We start from the raw sequence: 15,632 nt of genomic DNA, 5'->3' as shown, positions 1-15,632 counted from the left end.
GTGCCCGTGGCCACGGGCACGACCGAGACCATGCTGGCCGTCTCGTTCCCCGATCCCCGCACCGGCTTCGCGGTGGGCGCCGACGGCGTGGTCCTGACCACCACCGACGGGGGCACGACGTGGGCGCGAGGCTCGACCGGGGTCGACGATGGCCTGCGCGACGTGTCGTTCGTGGACGCCACCCACGGCTGGGCGGTGGGGGGGGAGTCGATCGTGGCCACCACCGACGGCGGCCGCACGTGGGTGCCCAGGCCTCCGCCACCGGCGGAGAGCGTGCCCGCCCCTGGCCCGGGCCGTCCCGGTTCGGGCCGGGTCGAGGGCTGGTTCTTCATTGCCGTCCACTTCTTCGACCGCCAGCGGGGGATCGTGATGGGTGCGGGAGGTGCCGTGCTGCTCACCGGCGACGGCGGCCTGACGTGGACTTGGGCCGGTGACCGCAGCTACGGCTTGGTGATGGACGCGAGCTTCGTGGACGGCGACGCCGGCTTCGCCACCGGCCCACCCTCGGAGGGACCGCTCTACACGGTGCTCCAGACCGGCGACGGCGGGCGGACGTGGCAACCGCTGACGGCCGAGGGCATCACCGACGTGACGGCCGTCAACTTCAACGCGGTGGCCGCCCCCGGCGAAGGGCGGGTATACGTGGCTGGGGGCGGGGGGGTGGTGCTCGTGTCCGCTGACGGAGGGGGCCGGTGGGGCGTGCAACGCCGGGACACGACCGAGACGTTCCTGTCCATGGACTTCGCCGGCTCCCGCGGGTTGGCCGTAGGCCTGACCGACCTGGGGGGCACTTCAAGGGCATCACTGGTGGCCACCGACGACGGGGGCGAGACTTGGAACGGTCGCCTGGTCGACGGCATGGTGCTGTGGGACGTGGCCTTCCCCAGTCCGTCGGCGGCGGTGGCCGTTGGCTGTCGAGCCTTCCTGGACGCCGAGCTGGTCGTCCCGATGGTCGACCCCGAGACGGGTGAGATCAGCGAGCTCAAGCCTTGCACCGAGACCCTGGTCGTGCGCATCGTTTCCGAGGACGGGGAGGTCGGGGGCAGCGGTGGCCTGCCGTGGCCGGTCCTGGGCGCCGGCGTAGCCGTGGCTGTGGCCGCCGCCGCGGGTGTGGCGCGGGCCCGGCGGGGGCGGCGAGATCGTTGACAAGCGGGGCCGGCTGGGTGCACAATGATCACGGCAGGTGTCGTAGCAAGACCTGACAACAGCCTGGAAAGCAAGGCCCTCGGCAGTCGAGGGGAACGGAGGCGAGACATGATCAGGCGAGCGGCTGTCGGTGGGTTCATGGCCATGGCCGGCGCGCTCGTTCTGGCCAGCGCCTCGTGGGCGTGCACCGCCTTCTCGACCATCACCCTGAGCGCTCCGTCGGGGCCACCGAAGGCCCAGATCGAGGTCAAGGGGTCGAGCGCGGCCGCCAACCAGCCCGTTACCCTGCGGTGGGACAGCCGCACGGGAGCACCCGTGGCCCAGGCCGTGGCCGACGCCGAGGGCAACTTCACGGTTTCGGTCCTGGCCCCAGCCAACGGGGGAGGGGCCCACTTCCTGGTGGCCATCGACGGTGAGGGCCAGGTGGCTCGGGGCGGCTTCGAGGTGACCCCGGCCGGCGGTGATGGGCCGGCGGCCTTCAACGCCACCGGCGGCTCGGCGTCGGCGTCGGCGTCGTCGTCGGCCGGCGGCATCGGCTCGGCCAGCCCCGACCAGTGGCTGCGCTGGGGCGCCACCGTGCTCGGCCTGGGCCTCATGGCCATGGTGCCGGTGGCCGGTGTGATCGTGCTGGCTCGTCCCAAGGCCGGCGCCCGGCCCAGGTCGGCAGCGGTTCGTTGACCCACGGTCCGGGGGGCCCGGCCCCGGCCCGGCCTGCCGGCCCCGGGGGAGGGCCCGACAAGCCCGACCGGCGGCTGGGTACGGCCGTGGCCCTGGCCGTGGCCCTTCTGCTGGCGGCCTATGCGGCGGTGGTCGTCTACTCCCAGCCCCACGTGGGCGGCGAGCGCGTGTCCTACACCGCCTTTCTCAACCTCGTGAGGGCCGGTTCGGTGCAGAGCGCCGAGGTCCTCGACGTCGACTCCTACGTGGTCGGCTCCTACGCCCGCCCCGACGGCACGTCGGCCCGGTTCAGCACCCCGCTGCTCAAGGAGTCCCGTGACACGGCTGTAGACCTCATCACCCGGGCCGAGGTGCCGCTGACGATCGACCAGCAGAACGGCAAGCGAGCGGCCGCCCTGTTCAGCTTCCTGCTGCCCACGATGGTGCTGGCCGTGCTGTTCCTCTACCTGATCCTGTCCCACCGCCGGGGTACGGGCCTGTTCGGCATCAGCAGTGGGGCCCGGCGGTTCGCGGGCACGGGGGAGAAGGTCGGTTTCGGCGACGTGGCCGGCCAGGACGACGCGGTGGCCGAGCTACGGGAGGTCACCGACTTCTTGGCCGACCCCAGCCGGTTTGCGGCCCTGGGGGCGGTGGCGCCCAAGGGCGTGCTCCTGGCCGGCCCACCGGGGTGCGGCAAGACCCTGCTGGCCCGGGCGGTGGCGGGCGAGGCCCAGGCCGCCTTCTTCTCGCTGGCCGCGTCCGACCTGGTGGAGATGTACGTGGGCGTGGGCGCGGCCCGGGTGCGTGACCTGTTCGTCCAGGCCCGAGAAGCCGCTCCGGCCATCGTGTTCATCGACGAGATCGACTCGCTGGGCGCCCGGCGGGCGGGTTCGGCCCTCAGCGGCGACAGCGAGCGCGAGCAGACGGTCAACCAGATCCTCGTCGAGCTGGACGGGTTCGCGGCCGGCGGCGCGGTGGTCGTCATGGCCGCCACCAACCGGCCCGACCTGCTCGACCCCGCCCTCGTGCGCCCCGGGCGCTTCGACCGCTTGGTCAACGTCACCCTGCCCGACCGGGCCGGGCGCCGGGCCGTGCTCGAGCTGCACGCCCGGGGCAAGCCGCTGGCCCCCGACCTCGACTTCGAGGCGGCCGCCGGCCTCACCCAGGGGTTCTCGGGGGCCGACCTGGCCAACGTGCTCAACGAGGCCGCCCTGCTGGCCGCCCGCCGGCGCCAGCCCGCCGTGACGATGGCCCTGGTCGAGGAGGCCGTCGACCGGGCTGTGCTGGGCATCTCGTCACGCGGCACCGTGCTCACCGACGGCGAGCGGCGCCGGGTGGCTTGGCACGAGGCCGGCCACGCCGTGCTCGCACTGGCCCTCAAGGGCACGGCCCATGTGCCCCACAAGCTGACGATCGTGCCCCGGGGGGCCACCTTGGGGCGCTGCGTGTTCGCCGCGGGCCACGACCGGGTGCTGGAGTCGCGCTCGGAGCTGGCCGACGAGATGGTCGTGGGCCTTGGCGGCTGGCTGGCCGAGGACCTGGTCTTCGGCGAACCGTCCTCGGCCGGTTCCACCGACCTGGCCCGGGTGGGGCGCCTGGCCCGGCGCATGGTGTCCGAGCTGGGCATGGGCCAGGGGGGCCTGGGGGCGTCCGTCCTGGCCACCGGCGACCATGCCGGTGACCACGCCGGCGGGTGGGCCCCGTCGGACGAGGTCCGCCGGCGGTTCGACGAAGAGGCCATGGCGGTGGTCGAGGGCGCTCGCGCCCGGGCCGCGGACCTGCTGGCCCGTTCCCGGCCAGCCCTCGACCGGGTGGCCGAGGCCCTGCTGGCCCGGGAGACCCTCACCCTGGGTGAGCTGGTCGAGCTCACGTCCACCACCCCGCTGGCCGAGCACCGGCCCCGGCCCGCGGGCGGCCCGGCGGGGGGCATCGAGGGCGAGGCGGACCGGTCTACGACGGCCGGTCCGGGCCGGTAGGTGCCAGGGACCTCTATTGATTCGTTCTTGGCCCGATGCTAAGGAAGTCACTTATCCGACGTTCTCTATGAAAGGGCGGTACATGCTCGATCGATGGCGGAAGCTCGCGGTTGGGGCAGGGCTGGCGCTCGTCCTCGGCTCCACCACCCTCGTCAGTCCGGCCAGCGGTGCCCACCTCGCCTGTGGCGACACGGTCACCACCCACACCACCCTCCACGGCGACATCGGCCCGTGCTCCGACCACGGGCTGATCGTCGGGGCCGACAACATCGTGATCAACCTCAACGGCTACCGCATCTTCGGCACGCCCGAGGTCGACGACGGCGCCGGTGTGTACGTGCTCAACCGCACGGGCGTCACCGTCCGGGGCGGCACGGTGACCGACTTCGATGCCGGTGTGGTCATCCAGGGCGGGTCGCGTAACACCGTCCAGCAGATGGTGGTGCGCGACAACATCGGCGACATCTCGCCCGTAGCCTTCACCGACTTCGGCGACGGGATCTTGGTGTTCAACTCGTCCCACAACCGCGTGCTGAGCAACCTGGCCGAGAACAACGGGCCCTACAGCGGCATCACCCTGTTGGGCAACGCCGACGACAACCTGATCCAGGGCAACACCACCCAGAAGAACGTCGCCGTCACGTCCCGCTCGGGCCACGGTGGGGACGAGACCCAGGAGAACGACGGCATCCGGGTCGAGACCATCAGCAACGCGCTGTCGCCCGACCGCAACCGCATCGTGGGCAACACCGTCAAGGACAACGGCCTCGACGGCATCGCCGTGTTCCCCTTGGCCAAGGACAACATCATCGAGGGCAACGTGGTGACCGGCAACGGCAAGCTAGGCAACGTCCGCCCCGGCGACGGCATCCACGTGTTCGGCCGGTCCCAGCGCACGATCGTGCGCAACAACCGGGTGACGGCCAACGCCCGCCACGGCATCATCTTGGACTTCTTCGACCCCGACTCGTTCACCCTGCCCAGCCTCAACCGGGTGGAGCGCAACATCTCGGTCGGCAACGGGGTCGCCCCCGACGGCTTCCCCGCCTTCGACCTCAACGAGAACAACCGCTTCTGCGCCGACCACACCTGGGCCAACAACGTGTTCCAGACCAAGAACGACCCCGGGGCCGACTGCATCCACTAACCAGCTCCGCACGACTTCAGGGCCGGGCCCCCCATGAACGGGGCCCGGCCCTCGTCGCGTGCGGGCCCCGGGGCTGCGGTGGGCCGCCGGCCCGAGGCCCGACAACACCGGACCGCCTGGCCAGAGCGCCGCCGGGGCCGGCCCGCCATGACCACCCCGCGGTGACCAGGACGCGGCGGCCGGGACGCGGCGGCCCGCGTGCGGGAGGGCGCCATAACGCCCACGTCGCTCTTTCTTGACGACCATCTCGTCGGGCGCACCGGCCCCGAGGTGCCCGGAAGGAGAGCCAGGCCGGAAGCGGGCGGCGCGGGACGGGTTGCGACCGGGCCTGCCCGGGCCGCGGAGCAGGCGCAGGTGCGGGGGAGCGCAGCGGAGGCGCGGTGGGTGCCGGGCCGGGGGTGGGGGACCGGGCTGCGGGTTGGCCCGGGCCGAGGCGGAGACGCGGTGGGGGCCGGGTGCAGTGGGGCAGGCTTGCGGGGCTAGCGCGGTTGGCCCGGGCTGCGGGGCTGGCGCGGTGGGCCCGGGTGCAGTGGGACCAGGCATGCGGGGCGCGGTGGCCCGGGTGTGGGGGGAGCTCAGCGCAGGCGCGGTGGGGGCCGGGCTGCGAGTGGGACCGGGGCCGGGGTGGCCCGGGCTGCGGTCGGCCGCTAGCCCGGGGTGCGGCCAGGGGGGCCGAGGTCGTGGGGGGCCTGGCGCCGAGCATCGCTCGTTACCTGAGGCCGTCGGCGGTGAGCGGTCGCGACGGCGATGTTCGAGGAACGTGCCCGGCTCCGGGGGCCTGGATCGCCGTTCCGTCTACGGCCTCTGCCGGAGCCTGATCAGGAAAGGTTCGAGGCGAACTCTGACCGCGGAGGCGCTAGGTCGCCGGCTCACCCGGCCGGTGGGGTCAGCCGTTCGTCGGGGCCGGCGGGCAGCCGGCGGCAGCCAGGGCCGAGTCGAACTGGGCGTTGGCCCGGTCTCGGATCTGCTCAAGCTGGGCGATGTACTGGGCCCGCACGTCGGGCGGCAGGCTGGGAGGCAAGCCGTTCTGGATGGCGCTGATCTGGGCGTTGATGGCTGCCCGCTGGCTCAGCAGCCGCCCACAGAGAGGGCTGACCGGGGCCGTGGTCGACGTGGTGGTAGTGGGCCCGACCGTCGTCGAGGTGGTGGGTGGCACGGTCGTGGTCGTCGTCGAAGTCGTGGGCGGGACCGTGGTCGTCGTGGTGGAGGTCGTCGGCGGCACGGTCGTGGTCGTCGTCGAAGTCGTGGGCGGGACCGTGGTCGTCGTGGTGGAGGTCGTCGGCGGCACGGTCGTGGTCGTCGTCGAAGTCGTGGGCGGGACCGTGGTCGTCGTGGTGGAGGTCGTCGGCGGCACCGTGGTGGTCGTCGTCGACGTGGTCGGCGGCACGGTCGTAGTGGTCGTCGACGTGGTGGGTGGCACCGTGGTCGTGGTGGTCGAAGTCGTGCCGTTGGTGGCGAACGAGATGGGCTCGTCAGCGAAACCGCCAACGTTGCTGAGAGTGGCGTTGATGTGGCAGGGCTCCTGGGCCGAGCAGGTCCGGGTGGTGGGACCCTCGAAGTTCACGCCGGTGAACGGGTTCGTGACCGTGACTGGGATCGGGCCGAACGCACCGGCGCCACTAGTGGTGAACGTGCCGATGTTGTTCGAGCAGTCCGGGTCGGGGTTACCCGTTAGCACGATGCATTGCGTAATGAACCCGCTTTGGTTGGCAGCGAACCCCGTGCCGCTGACGTTCACGACGTGGCCGGCGGGGTTGAGGTTGGTGTTGGGGTTTACCGTGATTGAATGACCAGGGGTATTAGCGAAGGCCATGTTGGCGGCGAAGGCGATGGCCAGGCCGACGATGACGCTGACCGGGGTGATGCGCTGGGCGAACCGGCGGGCGCGCTCGGGCCAGGGGAAGACAGGGTAGGGGCTCATGAGCTCATCTCGGGCATCTGTCAGCCGCCTCGTGTAATGAACCGCCACACGGTTCGTCGTGCTCCAGTAAAACTATCTCCTGGACCGCCCTAGTTCAACCACCGGGGCCCACACTAGCCCCCGTCCGGCGCAGGGTGACCCCGGCCCCGGCCACCACCGCCCCGAGGACGAGCGCCACCCAGGCGCCCGTCCCCAGGAAGTCGGTGTCGCGCAGCAGCTTGGTCGCCAGTGCCCCGGCGATGACCAGGCTGAGCAGCAGCAACGGCCGTTCGGCCTGGACGTCGAGGTCGGGCCGCGAGCCCCGAGCGGCCATGACCCAGGCCACCAGGGCCACCAGGACGGCCGAGAGGAACAGCGTGGCCCGGCCCAGGTTCTCCCCCGGGGACTCGACGCCGGTGCGGTCGAGGCGGAACGAGCCCGCGCCCTCGACGCTGATGGCGTAGGTGTGCCACGGGAGCAGGGCCAGGACCGCCATCACCCCGCAACCGCCCACGAGCAGGGCGGCGTAAGCACGGCGGCGCCGGATCTCGTTCGCCTCCACGGTCGGGGCCCAGCGTAGAAGGCTGGTGCCGCTCGCGCTCGCGCCCGGCGCTCCGAGCCGCGAACAAGGCGGCGGGCTCCCGACGGAGGTCCTGCCACCGGGGCCCTGCCAACTAGCGTTGGGGCGGTGAGGGTCGTGGCCGGGGTGGCCGGGGGGCTACGGCTGCATGCGCCGGCCGGGCGGCGGCTGCGGCCGACCAGCGAGCGGGTGCGCGAGGCCCTGTTCGCCTCCCTGGGCAGCCTGGGGGTAGTCGAGGGGGCCCGGGCCCTCGACTTGTTCGCGGGCACAGGTGCCCTGGGTATCGAGGCGCTGTCACGGGGCGCGGCCCACGCCACGTTCGTCGACGACGACCCCGACGCCCTGGCCGCCGTGCGCCGCAACCTCGACGCCACCGGCCTGGCCGAGGCGGCCACCGTCGTGCGCAGCGACGCCCTGGGCTTCCTCCACGGCCCCGTCGGGCCCTTCGACGTGGCCTTCGTCGACCCTCCCTATGCCTTCGACGCCTGGGCCGAACTGCTCGACCTCCTGCCCACCGACCTGGCCGCCCTGGAGTCCGACAAGGCCGTCGAAGCGCCGCCCGGCTGGCAGACCGTACGGTCCCGCCGTTACGGCGGTAGCGTGGTGACCCTCGTACGCCGGCTGTGAAAGGGCGGCTGAGTGTCGATTGCCCTAATCCCTGGGTCGTTCGATCCCGTCACCAACGGGCACCTCGACATCGTCGAACGAACGGCCCGCAAGTTCGACGAGGTGCTGGTGGCCGTGGCCTCCAACAGCCGCAAGACGCCCCTGTTCGCCGTCGACGAACGGGTGGCCATGCTCGAGGAGGTCACCGCGCACCTGCCCAACGTCAGGGCCCACCCTCTGCGGGGCCTGCTGGCCGACTTCGCGGTCGCCAACTCGGTGACGGCCATCGTCAAGGGCCTCCGGGCCGTGTCCGACTTCGACTACGAACTGCAGATGGCCCAGCTCAACCTCCGCCTGTCGGGCGTGGACACCCTTTTCATGCCCACTGCGCCGGAGCACTCGTTCCTCTCTGCCACCCTGGTGAGGGAAGTCGCGAGCTACGGCGGGGACGTGTCGTCGATGGTCCCCCCGGTCGTGGCCCAACGCCTGAAGGAGCGGTTCGCCAAGTGAGCGTGCAAGAGCGACAGAACGAGACGGGCGACACCGAGATACTGCTGCGGCGGGTCGTCGACCTGGTCAACGCCGCCCCCAAGATGCCCCTGTCCTCGACCGTGCGGCTGGAGAAGGACGAGCTGCTCGAGCTGCTCCACGAGGCCATCGGCCGCCTGCCCGAGGAGCTGCGCCAGGCCCGGTGGCTGCTGCGCGAGCGCGAGGAGTACCTGGCCAAGGTGGCCCGCGAGGGCGACGACATCCTGGCCGCGGCCCGGGAGCGGGCCGAGCGCATCGTCCAGCGCACCGAGCTGGTGCGCGAGGCCCAGCGCCTGTCCCGGCGCATCATGGAGGAGGCCCAGGACGAGGCCCGCCGCCTGCGCCACGAGGCCGAGGACTACTGCGACCAGAAGCTGGCCACCTTCGAGATCGTGCTGGAGCGCACCATGAAGACGGTGCAGGCCGGGCGGGAGAAGCTACGGGTCACGCCCCTGCCCGCCGCCCAGGAAGGTGAGCTGGGGGGCCCGCCGGCGGCCGGCGACATCGACCCGATGACCGGCGAGGTGTTCTTCGACCAGGACCTGGGGTGACCGCCGAAGGAGGCTGAGACCATGGCTGCCCGCGAGCTCGTCATCAACGTCGCCGACCTGCTCCGCCGCCCGGGGGCACGCCGCCACGAACGGCTGTCGGGCCCGGTCGGGCCCCTGGTCGTGGTGGACACCACGGTGGCGGGCGGCACCCCCGCCGAGCTCGACGTGACCTTGGAGTGGGTCAGCGAGGGTGTGCTGGCCAGCGGTTCGGCCGCCACCCGGTGGACCTCGGCCTGCCGGCGCTGCCTGGCTCCCGTGGACGGCCCGGCCGAGGCCGAGTTCCGCGAGCTGTTCGAACCCCACGCCCGCGAAGGCGAGTCCTACCCGCTCGAGGGCGACCGCATCGACCTCGAGCCCCTGGCCCGCGAGGCCCTGCTGCTCAGCCTGCCCCTGGCCCCGCTGTGCCGGCCCGACTGCGCCGGCTTGTGCCCGACGTGTGGGGCCGATCTCAACCTCGGCCCGTGCCCCTGCCCACCCGAGCCCGCCGACCCTCGCTGGGCCGCCCTCGACCAACTTGCCCAGCTTGACCAGCTCGGCGACGGCCCGGTACCCTGATAACTTTCCATGTCTTCTTCTGCTACCCGGTACACATACGACGACCTGGCCTCCTTCCCCGACGACAAGCGCTACGAGCTGATCGACGGGGAGGCCTACGTGGCCGCCGCACCTGGTACCCGCCACCAAGACATCGTCTTGCGGCTGGCCAGAAGGGTCGCCGACCACATCGACAGGGCTGGCGGCGGGCGGCTGTTCATCGCTCCTTACGACGTCGTGCTCTCGCCCACCGACGTGGTCGAGCCCGACCTGCTGTTCGTGGCCGACGCGGGCACCGGCCGCATCACGGCCGCCAACCTCCAGGGGCCTCCCACGCTGGCCATCGAGGTGTTGAGCGACCCCCGGCACGACCGGGTGCGCAAGCGCCGGCTCTACGCGGCCTACGGGGTGCCCGAGTACTGGGTCGTCGACCCCGACGCCGACCGGGTCGAGGTCTACCGCCTCACCGGCGACCACACCGGCGACCACACCGGCGACCACTACCCCCACCCCACGATCCTGGAGCCGGGCGAGACCCTGACCACGGCGTTGCTGCCGGGCCTGGCCGTCGACCTCACCAGGCTGCTGGCCTGAGGCCGGTCGTCGGCTACGCTGGTCCGTCCGATGGCCGTACCCAAGAAGAAGACGTCGAAGTCCAAGAGCCGCAGCCGCCGGGCCAGCGCGTGGAACCTGTCCGCGCCGCCCCGCAGCACGTGCCCGCAGTGCCGGCGGACCAAGCTGCCCCACGTGGTGTGCGGCAACTGCGGCTGGTACGGCGGCCGCCAGGCCATCATCGTCGACTGAGCGTCCGCACCGCTTTGCGCCCGGGGCCCTGCAACGCCGTGACGCCCCGATGACCCTTCCGGTGGCGGTCGACGCCATGGGCACAGACCGGGGGCCGGCCGAGATGGTGGCCGGGGCCCGCCAGGCGGCCGAGGAGCACGGCATCGAGGTCGTGCTGGTGGGCCAGCCCGACGTGCTGGCCGGCTTCGACACCGGCGGGCTCGAGATCGTGGCCGCCTCCGAGGTGGTCGAGATGGCCGACGACCCCGTCGGGGGCATCCGCCGCAAGCGCGACTCGTCGGTGGTGCGCTCGGCCGAGCTGGTCCGCGACGGGCGGGCCTGCGCCATGTTCAGCGCCGGGAACACGGGGGCGGCGGTGGCCAGCGCCACCCTGCGCATGGGGCGCATCTCGGGCGTGGCCCGGCCGGCCATCGCCACCACCCTGCCCGTCCCCGGCCGGGGTTACCCCAACATCCTGCTGGACTCAGGCGGCAACGCCGAGTGCTTCGCCCCCTGGCTGGTGCAGTGGGCGCAGATGGGGTCGGTGTACGCCGCGGCCCGCTTCGACCTCGAAGCCCCCCGGGTGGGCCTCATCTCCATCGGCGAGGAGCCCTCGAAGGGCACGGCCCTGGTCAAAGAGACCCACGCCCTGCTGGCCGCGCCCGGCCCTGTCGAGGCGGCCGGAGGCCGGTTCATCGGCAACGTCGAGGGCCGCGACGCCCTGACCGACACGGTCGACGTCATGGTCACCGACGGTTTCACCGGCAACGTGGTCCTCAAGACGCTGGAAGGGGCCACGAAGGTCCTGGTCACGGCCTTCCTGGGTGTCCTGGGGTCGTCGGACGAGGCCCGCAAGGCGTCCGAGGTGCTGGTGCCCGCCCTGCTCCCGCTCTACGAGGAGATGGACGTGGACACCTACGGCGGGGCCATGCTCTTGGGGGTGGACGGCGTGTGCATCATCGGCCACGGCAAGAGCACCCCCAAGGCGGTGGTCAACGCCCTGCGCCTGGCCGCCGCCATGGTCGAGACCGACCTGGTGGGCGGGCTGCGCAAGGTAATCGCTTCGTCCGCCGGTTGACGCCAACCTGGCACTCGATGGCCCCGCACACCGGGCCGGGGACGGGTATGATCGCCCGTCCGTTCTGGTCGGAAAATCTCTAGGAGCGTGGCTGTGTCGCCGATCGACCTCGCCCATGGCCCGCTGGGCCGCCCGCAGGTCCTGCAGCTGATCCAGGTACGGCTCGCCGAGATCCTCGAGATCGAGCCCGCCCAGATCAGCGAAGGGGCCTCGTTCACCGACGACCTCGACGCCGACTCGCTGGCCCTCATCGAGCTTGTCGAGGCGCTCGAAGCCGATCTGTCAGCCCGGTCGGCCGGGTTCCGTATCGAAGACGAAGACCTGGAGGACCTCAAGACGGTGAGAGACGCGGTCGACTACGTGGTCGATCGGGTCGGCGAGGCGGCTGCGTCCTGAACGACCGTCCTGCGGCGGTAGGGCTGACCACCAGGCTGGGGCGAGAGTTCGACGATCCCGAGCTGCTTGAGCGCGCCATGGCGCACCGGTCGTGGTGTGCCGAGAACCCGGGCAACGGGTCCAACGAGCGGCTGGAGTTCCTGGGCGACGCCGTCCTCGGGCTGGTCGTGACGGCCCACGTCTACCGGCTCTACCCTGACCTGCCCGAAGGCCACCTGGCCCAGGTGCGGGCTTCGGTGGTCAACTCGGCCACGTTGGCCGAGACAGCCGACGAACTGGGGCTGGGCGAGTACCTGCTGCTGGGCAAAGGTGAAGACGCATCGAGCGGGAGGGAGAAGCCGACGATCTTGGCCGACGCGATGGAGGCGGTGATCGGCGCGGTGTACCTCGACGGCGGGTGGTCGGCGGCCGAGGACCTGGTGCTGCGGGTGCTCGGGGAACGCATCTCCGACGCGGCCGCCGTGCCCGGGAGCGGGGACTACAAGACCAGGTTGCAGGAGATGGCGGCCCGCACCTTCGAGGTGCTGCCCCGCTACGAGGTGGTGGGCACAGGCCCCGACCACGCCAAGCACTTCGAGGCCACGGTGGTGCTCGCCGGCCGGGTGGTGGGCGAGGGGAGCGGCCGTTCCAAGAAGCAGGCCGAGCAGGCCGCGGCCCGTGAGGCCTGGAACACGCTGGTCGCAGACGGCCTGGTGCCCGCCGCCGAGGGGGTGACCGCCGAGAGCGAGGGGCGGAGGGGCGAGCCGGGACAGGCCGCGGCCGCTGGCGACGACCTTGCCTGAGCTGCCCGAAGTCGAGACCATCAGGCGGGACCTGGAGAAGGAGGCGGTGGGCAAGCGCATCCGCCAGGTCGAGGTGACGGGCATGCGTTCGATCCGACGCCACCCCAACAAGAAGCACTTCATCGGCAAGCTGGAGGGGCGCAAGATCACCGCCGTCCAGCGCCGGGGCAAGTACCTGCTGGTGCGCCTAGAGGGGGGCGACGTGCTCGTCGTCCACCTGGGCATGAGCGGCCAGCTCCTCAAGGGCAAGGGCGGCGTCAAGGACCCGGCCCCCAAGCACACCCACGTGGTGATCACGTTCACCCAGGGGGGCCTGCTGCGCTTCGTCGACCCCCGGACCTTCGGGGAGATGTTCGTGACCTCCTCGGACGAGCTCGAGGCGGCCGTGCCCGAGCTGGCCCACCTGGGCTTCGACCCCGTCGAGGACTTCATGTCGTGGACCAAGTTCGGCGAGCTGCTGGTCTCGCGCCGGGCCAAGCTCAAGAGCGTGCTCACCGACCAGAAGTTCGTGGCCGGCCTGGGCAACATCTACAGCGACGAGATCCTGTGGGCTGCCGGCCTGCGCTACGACCGGGCGTCTGACCACCTCACCTCCCAGGAGGTGCGCCGCCTCTACCGGGCCATGACCGAGACCCTGCAAGACGCCATCAAGCACCGGGGCTCGTCGCTGTCGGACGAGCAGTACGTCGACCTCTACGGGGCCATGGGCGACTACCAGCGCGAGCACAAGGTCTACGACCGGGAGGGCCAGGCCTGCCGGCGGTGCCGCAGCACGATCGTGCGGGTCAAGGCCAACGGCCGCTCGACGTTCCTGTGCCCGCAGTGCCAGGTCTGACGGGCTGAAGGGATGACGGGGGCGGGGGTCCGCGTGGGGGCCGGGCGGCGCCGGTACCCTCGGCGGGCGTGTTCCTGCGGTCGCTGACTCTCAAGGGCTTCAAGTCGTTCGCCGAGGCGACGACGCTCGAACTGGAGCCGGGCCTGACGGTGGTCGTCGGGCCCAACGGGAGCGGGAAGTCCAACATCGTCGACGCCGTGGCCTGGGTGCTGGGTGCCCAGGGGCCGCGCACCGTGCGCTCCCAGCGCATGGAGGACGTGATCTTCGCGGGCAGCGGCAAGCGGTCGGCCCTGGGCCGGGCCGAGGTGGCCCTGACCATCGACAACTCGGCCGGGCTGCTGCCCATCGGGTTCACCGAGGTGACCCTTACCAGGACGCTGTTCCGGGCGTCGGGGGAGTCCGAGTACGCCATCAACGGCGTTCCCTGCCGGCTGCTCGACCTCCAAGAGCTCCTGTCGGACACGGGCGTGGGCCGCCAGCAGCACGTCATCGTCTCCCAGGGCAACCTCGACCAGGTGCTCGACGTGCGCCCCGAGGACCGCCGGCTGATCGTGGAGGAGGCGGCCGGCATCTTGAAGTTCCGGCGGCGCAAGGAGAAGGCCGAGCGGCGCCTGGAGGCCACCGAGTCCCACCTGGTGCGCCTGTCCGACCTGCTCAAGGAGCTGCGCCGGGGGATGCGTCCTCTGGAACGCCAGGCCGACGCCGCCCTGCGCCACGACGGCCTGGCCGCCGAGCTGCGGGCCCTGTCGGTGTACCTGTCGGGGCGCACGCTGGCCGGGCTGACGGCCCGCGCCGAGGCCGGGGCCCGCGAGCTGGCCCGCTTCGGGCGGGACGAGACCGCCGCCCTGGCCGAGCTGCGCCGCCTCGACGGCGACATCTCCACCCTCGAGGGCCGCCTCGCCCCCATGGGCGGCGGCGCCCTCGACGGGGCCGCCGCCCGCCTGGAGGCCCTGCGGGAGCGGGCCCGGGGGGTGGGGGCCGTGCTGGCCGAGCGGGCCCGGTCGCTGGCCGCCGAGGTGGCCGCGGCCGAGGGCGGCGACCTGGGCCTGGACCCGCTGGCCCGCCTGGAGGCCGACGCCGTGACCCTGGCCGGCGAGCTCTCGGCCGCCGAGGAGGAGTCGGCCCGGCTGGAGGACGCGGCATCGAGCCTGGCCGAGGCCGAGGCCGAACTGGCCGCCCGCCGCGCCCGCCTGGCTGCCCGCCAGGCGGCCGAGGCCACCCGCCGCCGGGCGGCCGAGGCCCGGGGCGAACTGGCCGCCCTGGCCGCGTCCGCGGAACGGGCCCGGGTTGAGCTGGCGGCCGTCGAGGCCCGCCTGGCCGACCTCGACAAGGTGGTGGCCGAGGCCGAGGACAAGGTCACGGCCGCTCGGGAGGTGCGCGGGGCGGCCGCCGCCCGCCGGGCCGACGTCACCGCCGCCCTGGCCCACGCCCGGGCCGGGGCCACCGAGGCCGCTGCCCGCCGAGCGGCCGCCCTCGCCGCCCGCCAGCGGGCCGAGCGGGCCGCCGACGCGGCCACCGCCCGCGTCGAAGCCCTCTCCTTGTCCGTCACCGCCGCCGACCCGCCCCACGCCGGCCCGGCCGGGGGGCCGGTGGGGCTGGGCACGTTGCTGGCCCTGGTGCGGATCGAGGCGGGGTGGGAGGCGGCCGTCGAGGCCGCCCTGGGCGACGCTCTGACGGCTGTGGTCATGTCCGGCCCGGCCGACGTGCGGGCCGCGCTGGCCGCCTTCGAGTCGGCTGGCCGGCCCGGTCCGCCCACCGCCTACCTTCCCGCCGCGCTGGGCCCGGGGGTGGGGGCGGCCACGGCTCCAGAGGCCGTCCCCGGCGCGGTCCCCCTGGTGGGCAAGGTGGCGTCCGTGGACCGGGCGGTGGGCGCCCTTCTCGAGCGGCTGCTGGCCGGGGCGGTGGCCGTGGACGGTGGCTGGGAAGCGGCCCTGGCGGTGGCCGAGGCCCGGCCCGACCTGTGCGCCGTGACCCGAGCGGGCGACCGCTTCGGGCCCGGAGGGTGGAAGCTGGCGGGCGAAGCCCCGAGCCTGGCCGCCGCCCTGGCCGCCGCTCGCCAGCGGGCCGACGACGCCGTCGCGGCCGCCATCGAGGCCCGGGCGGCCGAGGAGCAGGCCGCGGCCGAGGCCGACG

Annotated in this window: 17 protein-coding genes; 15 read left to right on the top strand and 2 right to left on the bottom strand. The window is 72.9% G+C overall.

Translation table 11 applies throughout. From position 1 onward, the window contains the following. From AB1673_16315 to AB1673_16300, 4 genes are all read left to right on the top strand, one after another. Positions 1 to 1,146: YCF48-related protein (locus AB1673_16315; GenBank protein ID MEW6155529.1), on the top strand; the 1,146-nt coding region annotated here is incomplete at its 5' end. A 108-nt stretch (positions 1,147 to 1,254) separates the two neighbouring features. Continuing rightward, the gene (locus AB1673_16310) at positions 1,255 to 1,824 is read left to right on the top strand and encodes a hypothetical protein (protein MEW6155528.1); all 570 of its coding nucleotides are present in this window, start codon (positions 1,255 to 1,257) and stop codon (positions 1,822 to 1,824) included. Beyond that, a complete protein-coding gene (locus AB1673_16305) occupies positions 1,821 to 3,779 on the top strand; it encodes an AAA family ATPase (GenBank protein ID MEW6155527.1) in 1,959 nt (652 codons plus the stop codon). The genes AB1673_16310 and AB1673_16305 overlap by 4 nt, the downstream gene beginning before the upstream one ends. 82 nt (positions 3,780 to 3,861) lie before the next feature. Beyond that, a complete protein-coding gene (locus AB1673_16300; protein ID MEW6155526.1) occupies positions 3,862 to 4,926 on the top strand; it encodes a right-handed parallel beta-helix repeat-containing protein in 1,065 nt (354 codons plus the stop codon). An 886-nt stretch (positions 4,927 to 5,812) separates the two neighbouring features. Here the strand turns inward: AB1673_16300 and AB1673_16295 are convergent. Continuing rightward, positions 5,813 to 6,847 carry a hypothetical protein gene (locus tag AB1673_16295; GenBank protein MEW6155525.1) on the bottom strand — a complete coding sequence of 345 codons (1,035 nt, stop codon included), beginning with the start codon at positions 6,845 to 6,847 and terminating at the stop codon, positions 5,813 to 5,815. 94 nt (positions 6,848 to 6,941) lie between these two features. Continuing rightward, on the bottom strand, positions 6,942 to 7,388 hold the full coding sequence (locus AB1673_16290) for a hypothetical protein (GenBank protein ID MEW6155524.1): 447 nt from the start codon (positions 7,386 to 7,388) through the stop codon (positions 6,942 to 6,944). Between the two features lie 126 nt (positions 7,389 to 7,514). On the opposite strand from AB1673_16290, the gene rsmD reads away from it, so the two are divergent. The 11 genes from rsmD to AB1673_16235 form a co-directional block, all read left to right on the top strand. After that, positions 7,515 to 8,033 (top strand): 16S rRNA (guanine(966)-N(2))-methyltransferase RsmD, encoded by a 519-nt coding sequence (gene rsmD, locus AB1673_16285; GenBank protein MEW6155523.1) that lies wholly within the window; start codon positions 7,515 to 7,517, stop codon positions 8,031 to 8,033. A gap of 12 nt (positions 8,034 to 8,045) precedes the next feature. Beyond that, positions 8,046 to 8,522: a pantetheine-phosphate adenylyltransferase gene (coaD, locus tag AB1673_16280; GenBank protein MEW6155522.1), complete on the top strand. Its 477-nt coding sequence runs from the start codon at positions 8,046 to 8,048 to the stop codon at positions 8,520 to 8,522. Further along, positions 8,519 to 9,091: an ATPase gene (locus AB1673_16275; GenBank protein MEW6155521.1), complete on the top strand. Its 573-nt coding sequence runs from the start codon at positions 8,519 to 8,521 to the stop codon at positions 9,089 to 9,091. Before coaD ends, AB1673_16275 begins: the two co-directional genes overlap by 4 nt. Before the next feature lie 21 nt (positions 9,092 to 9,112). Further along, on the top strand, positions 9,113 to 9,646 hold the full coding sequence (locus AB1673_16270) for a DUF177 domain-containing protein (protein MEW6155520.1): 534 nt from the start codon (positions 9,113 to 9,115) through the stop codon (positions 9,644 to 9,646). Between the two features lie 9 nt (positions 9,647 to 9,655). Beyond that, on the top strand, positions 9,656 to 10,219 hold the full coding sequence (locus AB1673_16265) for a Uma2 family endonuclease (protein MEW6155519.1): 564 nt from the start codon (positions 9,656 to 9,658) through the stop codon (positions 10,217 to 10,219). Between the two features lie 30 nt (positions 10,220 to 10,249). Then, entirely contained in the window at positions 10,250 to 10,429 is a 180-nt protein-coding gene (rpmF, locus tag AB1673_16260; GenBank protein MEW6155518.1) for a 50S ribosomal protein L32, read from the top strand. A 49-nt stretch (positions 10,430 to 10,478) separates the two neighbouring features. Further along, positions 10,479 to 11,486 carry a phosphate acyltransferase PlsX gene (gene plsX, locus AB1673_16255; protein ID MEW6155517.1) on the top strand — a complete coding sequence of 336 codons (1,008 nt, stop codon included), beginning with the start codon at positions 10,479 to 10,481 and terminating at the stop codon, positions 11,484 to 11,486. An 87-nt stretch (positions 11,487 to 11,573) separates the two neighbouring features. After that, positions 11,574 to 11,882, top strand: coding sequence for an acyl carrier protein (locus tag AB1673_16250; protein ID MEW6155516.1), 309 nt, complete (start codon positions 11,574 to 11,576; stop codon positions 11,880 to 11,882). Further along, positions 11,879 to 12,664 carry a ribonuclease III gene (gene rnc, locus AB1673_16245; GenBank protein ID MEW6155515.1) on the top strand — a complete coding sequence of 262 codons (786 nt, stop codon included), beginning with the start codon at positions 11,879 to 11,881 and terminating at the stop codon, positions 12,662 to 12,664. Before AB1673_16250 ends, rnc begins: the two co-directional genes overlap by 4 nt. Continuing rightward, the gene (gene mutM / locus AB1673_16240; protein ID MEW6155514.1) at positions 12,657 to 13,499 is read left to right on the top strand and encodes a bifunctional DNA-formamidopyrimidine glycosylase/DNA-(apurinic or apyrimidinic site) lyase; all 843 of its coding nucleotides are present in this window, start codon (positions 12,657 to 12,659) and stop codon (positions 13,497 to 13,499) included. Before rnc ends, mutM begins: the two co-directional genes overlap by 8 nt. Positions 13,500 to 13,567: 68 nt before the next feature. Then, positions 13,568 to 15,632, top strand: a 2,065-nt coding sequence (locus AB1673_16235; protein ID MEW6155513.1) for an AAA family ATPase, incomplete at its 3' end; no start/stop codon positions are given.

The sequence above is a fragment of the Actinomycetota bacterium genome, from assembly GCA_040754375.1.
Classification (GTDB): Bacteria; Actinomycetota; Acidimicrobiia; order Acidimicrobiales; family AC-14; genus JBFMCT01.
The sequence above is the reverse complement of the archived record's forward strand: the minus strand, read 5'-3'. Positions and strand labels throughout refer to the sequence as shown.

Excerpts from the sequence above, each read along its gene's own strand:
- AB1673_16310 (MEW6155528.1), top strand. The coding sequence starts at position 1,255 with ATGATCAGGCGAGCGGCTGTCGGTGGGTTCATGGCCATGGCCGGCGCG.
- AB1673_16300 (MEW6155526.1), top strand. The coding sequence starts at position 3,862 with ATGCTCGATCGATGGCGGAAGCTCGCGGTTGGGGCAGGGCTGGCGCTC.
- AB1673_16295 (MEW6155525.1), bottom strand. The coding sequence starts at position 6,847 with ATGAGCCCCTACCCTGTCTTCCCCTGGCCCGAGCGCGCCCGCCGGTTC.
- AB1673_16270 (MEW6155520.1), top strand. The coding sequence starts at position 9,113 with ATGGCTGCCCGCGAGCTCGTCATCAACGTCGCCGACCTGCTCCGCCGC.
- AB1673_16265 (MEW6155519.1), top strand. The coding sequence starts at position 9,656 with ATGTCTTCTTCTGCTACCCGGTACACATACGACGACCTGGCCTCCTTC.
- rpmF (MEW6155518.1), top strand. The coding sequence starts at position 10,250 with ATGGCCGTACCCAAGAAGAAGACGTCGAAGTCCAAGAGCCGCAGCCGC.
- plsX (MEW6155517.1), top strand. The coding sequence starts at position 10,479 with ATGACCCTTCCGGTGGCGGTCGACGCCATGGGCACAGACCGGGGGCCG.